This window comes from Aquamicrobium soli, assembly GCF_042646345.1.
Lineage (GTDB): Bacteria > Pseudomonadota > Alphaproteobacteria > Rhizobiales > Rhizobiaceae > Mesorhizobium > Mesorhizobium soli_A.
On the sequence record NZ_JBHRTK010000010.1, the window covers coordinates 1 to 12,804 of the forward strand.

Annotated in this window: 15 protein-coding genes and 1 tRNA gene; 10 read left to right on the forward strand and 6 right to left on the reverse strand. The window is 65.6% G+C overall.

Annotation, left to right across the window (positions count from 1 at the left end):
• Positions 1-268: 268 nt before the first annotated feature.
• A complete protein-coding gene (locus ACFOHJ_RS07865; protein WP_378219940.1) occupies positions 269-1,111 on the reverse strand; it encodes a ferredoxin--NADP reductase in 843 nt (280 codons plus the stop codon).
• Between the two features lie 369 nt (positions 1,112-1,480).
• Between ACFOHJ_RS07865 and mscL the strand changes: the two genes are divergently transcribed.
• Together mscL and ACFOHJ_RS07875 are read left to right on the forward strand one after the other, a co-directional pair.
• The gene (gene mscL / locus ACFOHJ_RS07870; protein WP_378219941.1) at positions 1,481-1,903 is read left to right on the forward strand and encodes a large conductance mechanosensitive channel protein MscL; all 423 of its coding nucleotides are present in this window, start codon (positions 1,481-1,483) and stop codon (positions 1,901-1,903) included.
• 98 nt (positions 1,904-2,001) lie between these two features.
• Positions 2,002-3,168, forward strand: coding sequence for a pyridoxal phosphate-dependent aminotransferase (locus ACFOHJ_RS07875; RefSeq protein WP_378219942.1), 1,167 nt, complete (start codon positions 2,002-2,004; stop codon positions 3,166-3,168).
• 11 nt (positions 3,169-3,179) lie between these two features.
• Here the strand turns inward: ACFOHJ_RS07875 and ACFOHJ_RS07880 are convergent, their stop codons facing one another.
• Positions 3,180-3,614 carry a hypothetical protein gene (locus ACFOHJ_RS07880; RefSeq protein ID WP_378219943.1) on the reverse strand — a complete coding sequence of 145 codons (435 nt, stop codon included), beginning with the start codon at positions 3,612-3,614 and terminating at the stop codon, positions 3,180-3,182.
• 110 nt (positions 3,615-3,724) lie between these two features.
• Between ACFOHJ_RS07880 and ACFOHJ_RS07885 the strand changes: the two genes are divergently transcribed.
• Entirely contained in the window at positions 3,725-4,075 is a 351-nt protein-coding gene (locus ACFOHJ_RS07885; protein WP_378219944.1) for a DUF952 domain-containing protein, read from the forward strand.
• Positions 4,072-5,145 carry a quinone-dependent dihydroorotate dehydrogenase gene (locus tag ACFOHJ_RS07890; protein WP_378219945.1) on the forward strand — a complete coding sequence of 358 codons (1,074 nt, stop codon included), beginning with the start codon at positions 4,072-4,074 and terminating at the stop codon, positions 5,143-5,145. The genes ACFOHJ_RS07885 and ACFOHJ_RS07890 overlap by 4 nt, the downstream gene beginning before the upstream one ends.
• Here ACFOHJ_RS07890 and ACFOHJ_RS07895 read toward each other — a convergent pair.
• Both ACFOHJ_RS07895 and ACFOHJ_RS07900 read right to left on the reverse strand, forming a co-directional pair.
• A complete protein-coding gene (locus tag ACFOHJ_RS07895) occupies positions 5,142-6,464 on the reverse strand; it encodes an MATE family efflux transporter (protein ID WP_378219946.1) in 1,323 nt (440 codons plus the stop codon). The genes ACFOHJ_RS07890 and ACFOHJ_RS07895 overlap by 4 nt on opposite strands.
• A 131-nt stretch (positions 6,465-6,595) precedes the next feature.
• Entirely contained in the window at positions 6,596-6,859 is a 264-nt protein-coding gene (locus tag ACFOHJ_RS07900) for a DUF6460 domain-containing protein (RefSeq protein WP_378219947.1), read from the reverse strand.
• A 115-nt stretch (positions 6,860-6,974) separates the two neighbouring features.
• Between ACFOHJ_RS07900 and ACFOHJ_RS07905 the strand changes: the two genes are divergently transcribed.
• Positions 6,975-7,048: transfer RNA gene (locus ACFOHJ_RS07905), tRNA-Gly, on the forward strand.
• A 93-nt stretch (positions 7,049-7,141) separates the two neighbouring features.
• Complete coding sequence (locus ACFOHJ_RS07910; protein WP_378219948.1) at positions 7,142-7,861, forward strand: pyrimidine 5'-nucleotidase; 720 nt, start codon at positions 7,142-7,144, stop codon at positions 7,859-7,861.
• 12 nt (positions 7,862-7,873) lie between these two features.
• Here the strand turns inward: ACFOHJ_RS07910 and ACFOHJ_RS07915 are convergent, their stop codons facing one another.
• On the reverse strand, positions 7,874-8,713 hold the full coding sequence (locus ACFOHJ_RS07915; RefSeq protein WP_378219949.1) for an LOG family protein: 840 nt from the start codon (positions 8,711-8,713) through the stop codon (positions 7,874-7,876).
• A gap of 139 nt (positions 8,714-8,852) precedes the next feature.
• On the opposite strand from ACFOHJ_RS07915, the gene dapD reads away from it, so the two are divergent.
• From dapD to ACFOHJ_RS07935, 4 genes are all read left to right on the forward strand, one after another.
• Complete coding sequence (dapD, locus tag ACFOHJ_RS07920) at positions 8,853-9,707, forward strand: 2,3,4,5-tetrahydropyridine-2,6-dicarboxylate N-succinyltransferase (protein WP_378219950.1); 855 nt, start codon at positions 8,853-8,855, stop codon at positions 9,705-9,707.
• A gap of 68 nt (positions 9,708-9,775) precedes the next feature.
• The gene (locus ACFOHJ_RS07925; protein ID WP_378219951.1) at positions 9,776-10,162 is read left to right on the forward strand and encodes a DUF805 domain-containing protein; all 387 of its coding nucleotides are present in this window, start codon (positions 9,776-9,778) and stop codon (positions 10,160-10,162) included.
• A 72-nt stretch (positions 10,163-10,234) separates the two neighbouring features.
• Complete coding sequence (gene dapE / locus ACFOHJ_RS07930) at positions 10,235-11,428, forward strand: succinyl-diaminopimelate desuccinylase (RefSeq protein ID WP_378219952.1); 1,194 nt, start codon at positions 10,235-10,237, stop codon at positions 11,426-11,428.
• Between the two features lie 13 nt (positions 11,429-11,441).
• A complete protein-coding gene (locus tag ACFOHJ_RS07935) occupies positions 11,442-12,053 on the forward strand; it encodes a transporter (protein ID WP_378220222.1) in 612 nt (203 codons plus the stop codon).
• Here ACFOHJ_RS07935 and truA read toward each other — a convergent pair.
• Entirely contained in the window at positions 12,038-12,790 is a 753-nt protein-coding gene (gene truA / locus ACFOHJ_RS07940) for a tRNA pseudouridine(38-40) synthase TruA (RefSeq protein ID WP_378219953.1), read from the reverse strand. The genes ACFOHJ_RS07935 and truA overlap by 16 nt on opposite strands.
• Positions 12,791-12,804: the final 14 nt, after the last annotated feature.

Sequence of the window (12,804 nt, forward strand, 5' to 3'; positions counted from 1 at the left end):
CGTCCGCATCGAGAAGGCCGGGCTTCTCCGACCCCGGCTCGCCAAAACGCAACAGTTTCATCAGAGTCCTCCCAGAGCATTTCCCGCAAAAGTGTGAAACGGTTCTCCGTCCGGAAATGCGGCTAAACCAAAGAGATGGAGCGGTTCTCCTGATTCCGTGGAAACCAGAACCGCTCCAGGTGCGGCGCACCGTACGTAAAGACCGCGCAAAGGCAAGCGGCGAAAACCGCCACAGCCCGCGGCCCTCGCAAAATTTCAGACTATGCGATCAGCCGACGAAGGCGCGCTCGACCACGTAGCTTGCCGGGTTCGCGAGCGACCCTTCCTCGAAGCCGAGGCTTTCGGCCAGTTCCTTCACGTCCTTGAGCATGTGCATCGAGCCGCAGATCATGATGCGGTCGGTCTCGGGATCGAGCTTTTCGATGCCTAGATCGGCGTAGAACCTGCCGGATCCGATGAGCGCGGTGATGCGGCCCATGCGCTCCGTCTGCTCGCGCGTGGTCGAATTGTAGAGCGTGACCCGGCCCTCGGTCATCTCGCCGATCAGCGGATCGTCCTTCAGGGCCGCGACCAGTTCCTGGCCATAGAGCAGTTCGGCGCTGTCGCGGCAGGTGTGGGTCAGCACCACGCGCTCGAATTTCTCGTAGGTGTCGGGATCGCGCAGGACGCTGGCAAAGGGCGCGATGCCGGTGCCGGTGGAGATCATGAACAGGCGGCGCGCCGGTGTCAGCGCGTCGAGCACCAGTGTGCCGGTCGGCTTGGGGCGCACCAGCACGGTGTCGCCCGGCGCGATCTTCTGCAGATGCGAGGTCAGCGGCCCGTCCGGTACCTTGATCGAGAAGAATTCCAGTTCGTCGTCCCAGTTCGGGCTGGCGACGGAATAGGCGCGGTAGACCGGCTTTTCCGCGTTGGGCAGGCCGATCATCACGAACTCGCCGGAGCGGAAGCGCAGCGACTGCGGCCGCGTGATGCGGAAGGAAAACAGCCGGTCGGTGTAGTGCCTGACCGACACCACGGTTTCGGCGTGGACATTGGCCGGAATCGGGAAGCGCGGCGTCTCGCCCGCGACCGCCTCGCCCGCAACCGCCTCGATTGCCGAACTGTGCTGCATGAACCGTTCCTCGTCGTGCCGGCGAACAGTCTTTCGCCGCGTGCCGTCGAACCAAACCGCCAAGCCCCGCCCTGAGCGCGAAGGACGCCTTGTCCGGCGCGCGGGTCAGAATCCGTTTTTGGAGGAGCCTTGCCTGCCCAGTTAGTAGTCCAAAGGGGACAATTGGGTCAAGTTCGCTGACCAAACGCCTTGCGGGAGCCAGTTTTCCGCAGGCCTGCCCATGGTGCCTCCCTCCTACGAAAGCAGCACGGGACAAGGCGGAGGCGCATTTATTTTCCGCATGATGCAACCTCAAGTTTTTGTTATGGTCCGCGCGTTCCGCACGGGGAATCAAGCGGCTTCGCAACCGGCCACGACAAGGAGAGGCTGATGCTGAAAGAATTTCAGGAATTCATTTCCAAGGGCAACGTCATGGACCTGGCGGTCGGCGTCATTATCGGCGCGGCCTTCGGCAAGATCGTCGATTCGCTGGTCAACGACATCATCATGCCGATCGTGGGCGCCATTTTCGGCGGCCTCGACTTCAACAACTATTTCATCGGCCTGTCTTCCGCCGTCACCGCGCCGTCGCTCGAGGCGGCAAAACAGCAAGGCGCCGTGTTCGCCTATGGCAGCTTCATCACCGTGGTGCTGAACTTCCTCATCCTGGCCTGGATCATCTTCCTGATGGTCAAGGGCGTGAACAACATCCGCAGGCGCCTCGAGAGCGAGAAGCCGGCGCCGGCCGCCGCGCCGCCGCCCGCCGACGTGGCGCTGCTCACCGAAATCCGCGACCTGCTTGCGAAAAAGTAGAAACCGCCGATATATCAACCGAAATCCCCGGCCGGTTTCGGCCGGGGATTTTCGTTTCCGGCCCGACAAACGCGGCCGACCGTAGAAATGGACCTTCCATGAACCTGATCGAGACCCTGCGGACCGAAGCACGGGCGGCCCCCGAGAGCGGCATCGTCGAACTGGCCAATCATGGCCGCGACCGAAAAGGGCTGATCCCGCTCTGGGTCGGCGAAGGCGACATGCCGACGCCTTCCTTCATCACCGATGCCGCGACGGCCGCCCTTGCCGGCGGCGAGACCTTCTACACCCGGCAAAAGGGCATTACGGAACTGCGGCAGGCGCTCTCGCGCTACTACCAGCGGCATTTCGGCAGGCAGTTCCGCGAGGAGGAGTTCATCGTCACCGGCTCCGGCATGCACGCCATCCAGCTGGCGCTGGCCGCCCTCGCCGGCAAGGGCGAGGAAGTCGTCTACCTGTCGCCGGCCTGGCCCAATTTCGCCGCCGCCGCCGAGGTCGCCGGCGCTAGGGCGGTGCCGGTCGTGCTCGATCATTCGGACAACGGCTGGTCCTGCGACGTCGACAAGATCAGTGCGGCCGTCACCGAGCGGACACGGGCGATCTTCGTCAACACGCCGTCCAATCCGACCGGCTGGACCGCCGACCGGCAGACGCTGCAGGCGATCCTCGACCTGGCGCGCAGCAAGGGGCTGTGGATCATCGCCGACGAGATCTACTCGCTCTTCCACTACGGCCACGGCCGGGCGCCGTCCTTCCTCGACATCGCGCAGGACGACGACCGCATCCTGTTCGTCAACAGCTTTTCGAAGAACTGGGCGATGACCGGCTGGCGGGTCGGCTGGATGAAGGTCCACCCCTCGCTGCAGCAAGTATTCGAGAACCTGATCCAGTATTCCACCTCGGGCGTCGCCCAGTTCATGCAGCGCGGTGCCGTCGCCGCCCTCGACCAGGGCGACGGCTTCATCGCCGAGCAGGTGGAGCGTGCGAGGAAGGCGCGCGACCTTCTGTGTGCGACCCTCGCCGATACCGGGCGGGCGCGCTTCTCCGCGCCGCCCGGGGCGTTCTACCTGTTCTTCTCGGTCGACAGGATCAGCGATTCGCGCGCGGCCGCCTTCGACATCGTCGACCACGCCAATGTCGGGCTGGCGCCCGGAACCGCCTTCGGCCCCGGCGGCGAAGCCTGTTTCAGGCTGTGCTTCCATCGCCGCCTCGACCAGGTCGAGGAGGCCGCGCACCGGCTGGCGAAATGGATCCGGACGACCTGACCGGCGTCAGGTCACGTCCGTTGCGGCAGGGGCTTGGCCGTGTCGGGCTCGTCCTTGTTCATGTCCCGCACGATATCCATGAAGCCGCGGAAGAAGCGCTCCATGTAGCCCATGGTCTTGTTGAACTCTTCCTCGGACGGAAGCTTCGATTCCAGCCGTGCCGAAAGCGAGTTCTCCAGCCTGTCCACGCGCTGGTTGAGCGCGCTGACCGACACCTGCAACCGGTCGACCTCGTCCTGGAATGCCGTGCGTTCGTCCGCCGCCATGCGGCAGACAAGCTGCCCGTCCATGTCCCGGCATTTCGACATCGCGCCGGTCTGGGTGTCCATGCGGACATAGCCGTCCGGGGTTTTCTCCAGCCGGTAGCGGCCGGTGTCCTCGGCCGAGGCCGATGTCGTCGCGAGGCAGGCAAGCAGGGCGGGAACAGCGATATGCTTGAAGCGCATGGTTTCCTCCATCAGCCGTCATGCTTCCCTTATCGCATGTTTGCGCCTGAAATGGGGACGAACACGGCCTTGGCCTTTTACCCGCCCTCTATTGGGACTATAGCGCAGCCATGGCACGAACCATCTACAAGATCTGCCCGCAGGAACTTTGGCGCGAAGCCGAGCAAAACGGCCGCTTTACCGGCGCGCCAGTCGACCTTGCCGACGGCTTCATCCATTTCTCCACCGCCGCGCAGGCGCGCGAGACGGCAGGGAAGCATTTTGCCGGACAGGCGGACCTGCTTCTGATCGGCGTCGACGCCGGCAGGCTGGGCGAGGCGCTGAAATACGAGGTCTCGCGCGGCGGCGCGCTGTTCCCGCACCTCTACGGCCCGCTCGAACTCGATGCGGTGACTTCGGTCCAGCCGCTGCCGCTCGGTGCGGACGGCGTGCATATCTTTCCTGAAATGGACAGCCAATGAGCGTATTCGACCGGCTCGGCCAGAAATTCCTGTTCTGCCTCGATCCCGAGGTCGCCCACGGCCTGTCGATCAAGGCGCTGAAAAGCGGCCTCGTCCCGGCTGTCGCTCCGCGTACCGACAAGCGCCTGAAGGTGCAGCTGTGCGGGCTCGACTTTCCCAACCCGCTCGGCATGGCAGCCGGCTACGACAAGAACGCGGAAGTGCCGGACGCCCTTCTTGGCCTCGGCTTCGGCTTTGCCGAGGTCGGCACGGTGACGCCGCTGGCGCAGCCCGGCAATCCCCGGCCGCGCATCTTCCGCCTCACCGGGGACGAGGCGGTGATCAACCGGCTCGGCTTCAACAACGAGGGCCATGAGGCCGCCGAGCGCGGCCTTGCGGCCCGCACCAGCCGCGGCGGCATCGTCGGCGTCAACATCGGCGCCAACAAGGACAGCGCCGACCGCACCCACGACTACGAGCTCGGCGTTCGCCGCTTCGCCGCCCTTGCCTCCTATCTCACCGTCAACATCTCCTCGCCCAACACGCCCGGCCTGCGTTCGATGCAGGCGCGCGACCAATTGGCCGAACTGCTGTCGCGCGTCGTCGCCGCCCGTGCCGAAGCGGCTGCGAAGCCGCCGATCTTCCTCAAGATCGCGCCGGACCTTGCCGAATCCGAACTGGAGGACATCGCCGCCGAGGTCAGCGAAAAGCGGATCGACGGCCTCATCGTCTCCAACACCACGCTCTCGCGGCAAGGGCTGCGCGACGGCAATTCGGGCGAGGCCGGCGGGCTGTCGGGCAAGCCGCTGTTCGAGCGTTCGACCATCGTCCTCGCCAAGATGCGCAAGCTGCTGGGGCCGGATGCGGTTATCATCGGTGTCGGCGGCGTCAATTCGGCCGAAACCGCGCTCGACAAGATCCGGGCGGGGGCCGATCTCGTCCAGCTCTACACCGGCATGATCTATGCCGGGCCGGGCCTGCCGGCGCGCATCGTCTCGGGCATGATCGACTTCGTCGGCCGCGAGGGCCTGCCTTCGATCCGCGACCTGCGCGACAGCGACCTGTACCTCTGGGCGGCCAAGCCTCTTTAGAGCCGGAACGCCGTCTGCATCCGCAGGCGCAGAAGCGCGAAAAGGCTGAAACCGCGCACCAGCAGAAAGACGTGCAGCGCCGCCCACAGGCCATGGTTGCCGAGCGGCGCCAGTACCGTCATGGCCGCCACGAAAGCTGCCAGCGCCAGGAGCATCATGTTGCGCATGTCGCGCGACCAGGTTGCGCCGATGAACACGCCGTCCATCTGGAAGGCAAGGACGCCGCTGATGGCCGTGAAGGCTGCCCATGGCAGGTAGCTCGCGGCGATCGCCCGGACATCCGGTGCGGTGGTGATGAGGTCGATCAGACGGTCGCCGAACAGAAGAACCACCAGCGTGGCCGTGGCCGCGAGCCCGAAACCCCACAGCACGGTGAGCGAGACCGCCCGGCGGAAAGCCGCCTTGGCGTTGGCGCCGACCGCCCTTCCCGCCAGTTGCTCGGCTGCCGTGGCAAAGCCGTCGAGAAAGAAGGCCGAGGCCATGAAGAAGTTCATGAGCACGGCGTTGGCCGCCAGCGTGACCGTCCCGAACTGCGCCCCCTGCCGGGTGAACAGCGCAAAGGCCGCAAGCAGCGAGAATGAGCGGATCATGATGTCGCGGTTGAGCGCCATCATGCGCAGGAAGGCGCCGAGGTCCAAGAGATGGTCTCGCGGCAGGCGCGGCATCCGGCCGAAGCGGCGGATCACGATCGCCAGCCCCACCAGCGTGGCGCAGAATTCGCCGCCCACCGTGCCCCAGGCGACGCCGGACACGCCCCAGCCCAGTTCTAGGCCGAGCAGGATGGAGAGCCCGATGTTGACGCCGTTCAGCACCAGTTGCAGAAACAGGCCTAGCCGGCCCTCCCCGCGCCCGAGCACGTAGCCGAGGATGGCATAATTGACGAGCGAGAACGGCGCGCCGAGCAGGCGGATGCGGATATAGACGTCCATGGCGTCGTTGACGCTTCTCTCGGCATCCATGAACCATTGGCCGCCGAGCGAGATCAGCGGCGCCAGCGCCGCCAGAACGATGCCTATGACGCAGGCAAGCATGACGGCGCGCCAGAACACCGCCTGTTCCTCCAGGATATCGCCGCGCCCGAAGGCTTGCGCCACCAGCCCGGTGGTGCCGGAGCGCAGGAAGTTGAAGGTGGTGAACACGACGTCGAAAACGAGCGCACCGGCCGCGAGGCCGCCAAGCAGGGCAGCGTTGCCGAACTGGCCGATCACCGCCGTATCGACCAGCCCGAGCAGGGGCGTCGTCAGATAGGCAAGCGTCATCGGCACCGCAATCGCCAGTACCGAGCGGTTGGTGACCGCGAAAGCGCGCGTTCCTGCCATGGAAGACTGGGTCAGGGCTTTTTCCTCAGGCGATTTCTACCGCAACGACGATGTGCGCCGGTTCGAGGGTCCGGCGCAACATCCCGGTCGGCGCGGACAACCGAAAATCGGCGCTGGCGCAGGCCGGCGGCCTATTTGCGATAGCTGGCCAGACGCAGCAGGATAAAGGCCGGGATCACGATCGCGCCGCCCAGCAGCAGATAGCCGAAGAACCGGTCGAGCGCATGGAAGCCCAGGTTCCAGATATCGATGAAGAACTGCTCGACGCCGTAAAGAACGTCCAGCGGCGACCAGCCGAAGGCGTTCATGACGATGCCGACGAGGAACGACACGACGATCAGCTTCAGGAACACCCGCAGGGGGCTGTCGCCGAGGAAGCGGTTGAGTGCGGACAAGGCGTGGCTCCTAAAACGGTTCGGTCGAAATCAGATACGTAGTTGTCGCGGCGGCTTCAACCCGGTTGCTTTACGATTGCCCGACGCCCCGGCTTCGTGGTAACAGCTTCGCAGCGCGGGTATGGTGAAATGGTATCACAGGAGCTTCCCAAGCTTCTAGCGCGGGTTCGATTCCCGCTACCCGCTCCAGACAGCCCCTTTTTCAGCCAGCAATGCTGATCGGCGCAAAGGTCGCGGCGGAATCAGCCTGTCTTGCCCGGCGTTTCATGCCATAAGGGCCGCATGACCGAGCTTCCCGATCCCGATCGCTTCGCCCATGTCACCGACTGGGTCTTCGACCTCGACAACACGCTCTATCCGCACCACTCGAACCTGTTTTCCCAGGTCGACGTGCGGATGACGGCCTATGTGTCGGAACTGCTGAGGCTGCCGCGCGAGGAAGCGCGCGCCCTGCAAAAGGAACTCTACCAGAAATACGGCACCACGCTGAAGGGCCTGATGACGCTGCACGGCATCGACCCGGACGACTTCCTCGCCAAGGTGCACGACATCGATTACTCCTGGCTGGTGCCGGACCCAGTGCTCGGCACCGCCATCCACCAGCTTCCGGGGCGCAAATTCATCTTCACCAACGGCGACCGCGGCCATGCCGAGCGCGCCGCGCGGCAGCTCGGAATCCTCGATTATTTCGACGCCATTTTCGACATCGTCGCCGCCGGCCTGACGCCGAAACCGGCGCGCCAGACCTACGAGAAATTCACCGAGCAATATGCGGTGACCGGGGCCAACGCGGTGATGTTCGAGGACCTGGCACGCAACCTGATCGAGCCGAAGGCGCTCGGCATGACGACCGTTTTGGTGGTGCCGCGCAATTTCGAGCCCACCTTCTCCGAAATCTGGGAGAGCGACCCCGCCTATGACGATGCGGTGGACTTCGTCACCGACGACCTGGCGGGCTTTCTGGGCGCGATCACGGCCGGCGCCACGGGCGAGCCGCGATAAAGAGCGCCGCTCCTACAGCTTGTAGAAGCGGCGGATGATCTCCCAGGCCTCGCCGGCCGTCTCGACATAGTCGATGATGTCCTGGTCACCGGGGGTGATGGTTCCCTGCTCGGCGAGAAAATCGAGGTCGAGCGCGCGCTGCCAGAACGCCTTGCCGAACAGGATCACCGGCACGCGCTCCATGCGGCCGGTCTGGATCAGCGTCAGCGTCTCGAAGAACTCGTCCATCGTGCCGAAGCCGCCGGGGAACACCGCGACCGCCTTGGCGCGCATGACGAAATGCATCTTGCGGATGGCAAAGTAGTGGAAATTGAAGCACAGTTCCGGCGTCACATAAGGGTTGGGCGCCTGCTCGTGCGGCAACACGATGTTGAGGCCGATCGAGGGCGCGCCGACATCGTCGGCACCGCGGTTGCCCGCTTCCATGACACCCGGGCCGCCGCCCGTGACCACCACGAACTCGCGGAAATAGGAGGAAGCCGATTGCTGCGAGCACAGGCGGGCAAATTCGCGCGCCTCGTCGTAATATCTGCTGTTTTTCTCGAGGTTCTTCTTCTGCGTCTCGTTCTTGGCCGCCCAGGCGTCGCCGCCCGGTTCGGGAATGCGGGCGCCGCCGAACAGGATGACGGTCGAGCGGATGCCGCGCTCGGCCAGGGTCATCTCCGGCTTGAGCAGTTCCAGTTGCAGGCGGACCGGGCGCAGTTCGCGCCGCGTCATGAAGTCTTCGTCGTTCCAGGCCAGGCGGTAGGTCGGGGCACGCGTCTGCGGCGTATCCGGCACGCTTTTGACCCGTTCCAGATCCTCGTCCGAATGCGGAAGCGGCGTCCAGCCCGACTTTTCATCAACGTCCATGCACTTTTCTCGACTCTTGCCTGCTTGCGTCGTCCGACGACGTCGAGTTGATTGACCCGGCCCGGACCTTAACATAGGGTCCGCGCGGTTTTGAAACAGGCTTTAGCCTAAGGCCTGCCACTTGGAAATGGATCAGCGCATGGCAAACCCCGATCTCGAAAGCCTCGAAAAAATCATCGACAAGGCGTTCGACGAGCGGGAAGGCATTTCCACCGCCACGCGCGGCGAAGTGCGCGACGCCATCGAAACGGCGCTCACCCTGCTCGACAAGGGCACCGCCCGCGTCGCCGAGCGGCAGGCCGACGGCAAGTGGCATGTCAACCAGTGGCTGAAGAAGGCCGTGCTTCTGTCCTTCCGGCTCACCCCCATGGAGATCATCGGCGGTGGCCCCGGCCAGGCGGTGTGGTGGGACAAGGTGCCGTCGAAATTCGACGGCTGGGGCGCGGTCGATTTCGAGCAGGCGGGTTTCCGCAGCGTTCCCTCCTCGATCGTGCGCCGCTCCGCCTATGTGGCGCCGGGCGTGGTGCTGATGCCGTCCTTCGTCAATGTCGGCGCCTATGTCGATTCGGGCACCATGGTGGACACCTGGGCTTCGGTCGGCTCCTGCGCGCAGATCGGCAAGAACGTGCACCTGTCCGGCGGCGTCGGCATCGGCGGCGTGCTGGAGCCGATGCAGGCCGGCCCGACCATCATCGAGGACAACTGCTTCATCGGCGCGCGCTCGGAAGTGGTCGAGGGTTGCATCGTGCGCGAAGGCTCGGTGCTCGGCATGGGCGTTTTCATCGGCCAGTCGACGAAGATCGTCGACCGCGCCACCGGCGAGATATTCTACGGCGAGGTGCCGGCCAATTCGGTGGTGGTGGCGGGTTCCATGCCCGGCAAGCCGCTGCCCGGCGGCGAGCCCGGCCCGAGCCTCTATTGTGCCGTCATCGTCAAGCGCGTGGACGCCAAGACCCGCTCCAAGACCTCGATCAACGAACTGCTGCGGGATTGACGGCGGGCCGGGACCCGTCCATCTGTCAGCCCGGCTGAGCCCACCGGGCTTGGCCGCCGCCCAAAACCATGGATCGGATCGTCGTGCCTGCAACACCGCAACTCATCTGGCTGTTCTTCAAGACATCGGGCCGCGTCAGCCGGCTGGTCTATTTTCTCGCCGGCCTGCTGGTGGCCATCGTGCAGGCCTTCCCGCTCTACCGCTTCACGCTGGTGGAGGAAGGGACGCCCGAAAGCCAGGTGTGGTCGGTGCTGTTCCTCATCGCCTTCCTCGCCTCGCTATGGTCGAATATCGCGCTGGCGGTGAAGCGGCTGCACGACTTCGACAAGGCGGGGTGGGCGGCCGGCATGCTCTTCGTGCCTATCATTTCGTTCGTCGCCCTGTTCGTCTTGTGCCTGTTTCCCGGCACCCCCGGGCCCAACCGCTACGGCAAGCAGACCAACGCGCCGCAGTAGCCGGGCGGCCCAACCTTCTGGCGCATCGGTCCGCTGATGACAGGCCGCCGCCTTTCGACTATCGGTTGGGCCATGATGCTGCCTACCGATCCTGCCGAAAACCTCGCCACGCTTATCCGCTGCCCCTCGGTCACGCCCGCTGAAGGCGGCGCGCTATCCGCCCTGGAGGCGATGCTGGTGCCGCTCGGATTCGCCGTCGAGCGCCCGACCTTTTCCGAGGACGGCACGCCTTCCATCGAGAACCTTTACGCGCGCCGCTCCGGCAACGGACCGCACCTGATGTTCGCCGGTCACACCGACGTGGTGCCGGTCGGCGACGAGGCGGCATGGAAGCACCCGCCGTTTTCCGCAACCGTCGCCCATGGCGAAATGTACGGGCGCGGCGCGGTCGACATGAAGGGCGGCATCGCCTGCTTCGTCGCCGCCGTCGCCCGCCATATCGAGAAGAAGGGGGGGCCGAAGGGCTCGATCTCGTTCCTGATCACCGGCGACGAGGAAGGCCCCGCCGTCAACGGCACCACCAAGCTGCTCGACTGGGCGGCCGCCCGCGGCGAGACGTGGGATGCCGCGATCGTGGGCGAGCCCACCAACCCCGACGCGCTGGGCGACATGATCAAGATCGGCCGGCGCGGCTCGTTGTCGGGCATCGTCACCGTCAACGGCCGGCAGGGCCACGCGGCCTATCCGCATCTGGCGGACAATCCGGTGCGCGGCCTGATGGCGCTGCTCGACGCGCTGCTCTCTCCGGCCTTCGACAAGGGCACGAAGGACTTCCAGCCGACCAACCTCGAAGTCACCAGCGTCGATGTCGGCAACCCGGCCACCAACGTCATCCCGGCCAGGGCGACGGCTTCCTTCAACATCCGCTTCAACGACAGCTGGAGCGCCGAGACCATCCAGGCCGAAATCCACAACCGCCTCGACCAGGGCGCGCGCCGCAAGAAATACCGGGCCGGCCGAAAAGAGGCGGTGGACTATGAACTCACCTGGCGCGAGCGCCCGAGCCATGTCTTCCTGACGCGCGACGACAAACTGATCCGGACGCTGGGCGGCTCGGTCCGGGCAGTCGTCGGAAAGACCCCGGCGCTGTCGACTTCCGGCGGCACTTCCGATGCGCGTTTCATCAAGGATTATTGTCCCGTGGTCGAGTTCGGGCTGGTGGGCAAGACCATGCACATGGTGGACGAGCGCGTGGCCCTTGCCGACCTCGAAGGCCTGACCCAAATCTACGAGCGCTTCCTCGACGACTGGTTCGGGGAGGCGTGAGGACAGGTCGATGCTGGTCACGGCGGATGAAACGCAGGCTTCGCTGGCCGGTGCCTGGCGTCTGATGCTGGGCAAGGCCGATGGCCAGCGCCTGCTCGACCTCAGCGCCGACGGCTTCTGGAACTCCTTCTATGCCATGGTGGTCGCCGTTCCCGCGCTCGTCGTCGGCTGGGTCGGCATCGCCAACGAGATCGGTGATCCGGGCGCCTTCTCCACGCGGCTTTCCCTGCTGGTGCGGCTGGCCGCCGTCGATTTCGGCGCCTGGGTGCTGCCGCTGGCCGGCCTTGCGCTCGTCGCTCCGCGCGTCGGCATCGGCGGGCGTTTCGTCGCCTACGTGGTGGCCAGCAACTGGGCTTCGGCCATCATCGCCTGGCTGATGCTGCCGGCCGCCCTGGCCCGTCTGCTGCTGCCGGAAGGCAGCGGGGTGGCGGGCTTCGTATCGGTGGCGTGTTTCCTGCTGTCCATGGTGCTGACCTGGCGCATGACCAACGCCGTCATCGGCAAGGGCCCGGCGGTGGCCACCGCCGTCTTCTCCGGCATGTTCGCCGGTTCGCTGGTGGTGCTGTTTGCCTTGCAGGGACTGCTCGGCATCACCATTCCGCAGGACGCCTATACGTCCGGATAATCGACCTTCGTCAGGAACAGGCCGTCCGGCGGGGCGACCTGGCCGCAGGCAGCCCGGTCGCGCGCATCGAGTGCTGCCCGCAGGTCGGCGGCCGACCAGGCGCCGTCGCCGACCCGCTTCAGCGACCCGACCATCGAGCGCACCTGGTTGTGCAGGAAGGAACGCGCCGAGGCGCGTACCTCGATGAGGTCGCCGTCGCGCGTGATGTCCAGCCGGTCGAGCGTCCGAACCGGGCTTGCCGCCTGGCACTGCGTGGAGCGGAAGGTGGTGAAATCGTGCCGGCCGAGCAGCTTGGCGGCGGCTTCGTGCATGGCCCCGGCGTCGAGCCGCTTCGGCACCCACCAGACCTTGCCGGCCTCGAGCGCCGCCGGCGCGCGCCGGTTGAGGATGCGGTAAAGATAATGGCGGCCGAGCGCCGAAAAGCGGGCGTCGAAATCTTCCGCGACCGGCGTCGCCTTCAGGATCGAAACCCGTTCGCCCGCCATCTGCAGATGCGCGTTGACGGCATCGCGTACCTTGTCGCCCGTCCAGGCCTTGGCGAGGTCGGCATGCGCCACCTGGCCGGTGGCATGGACGCCGGCGTCGGTGCGGCCGGCGCCACGCAGCGAAATGACGTCGCCGCAGAATTTCGCGATCGCCTGCTCTATCGCCTGCTGCACCGTGGGCAGGTCGGCCTGTCGTTGCCAGCCGGCATAGGCGCTGCCGTCATATTCGATGTCGAGGCGAAAACGCGGCATGCCGGGGCGACGGG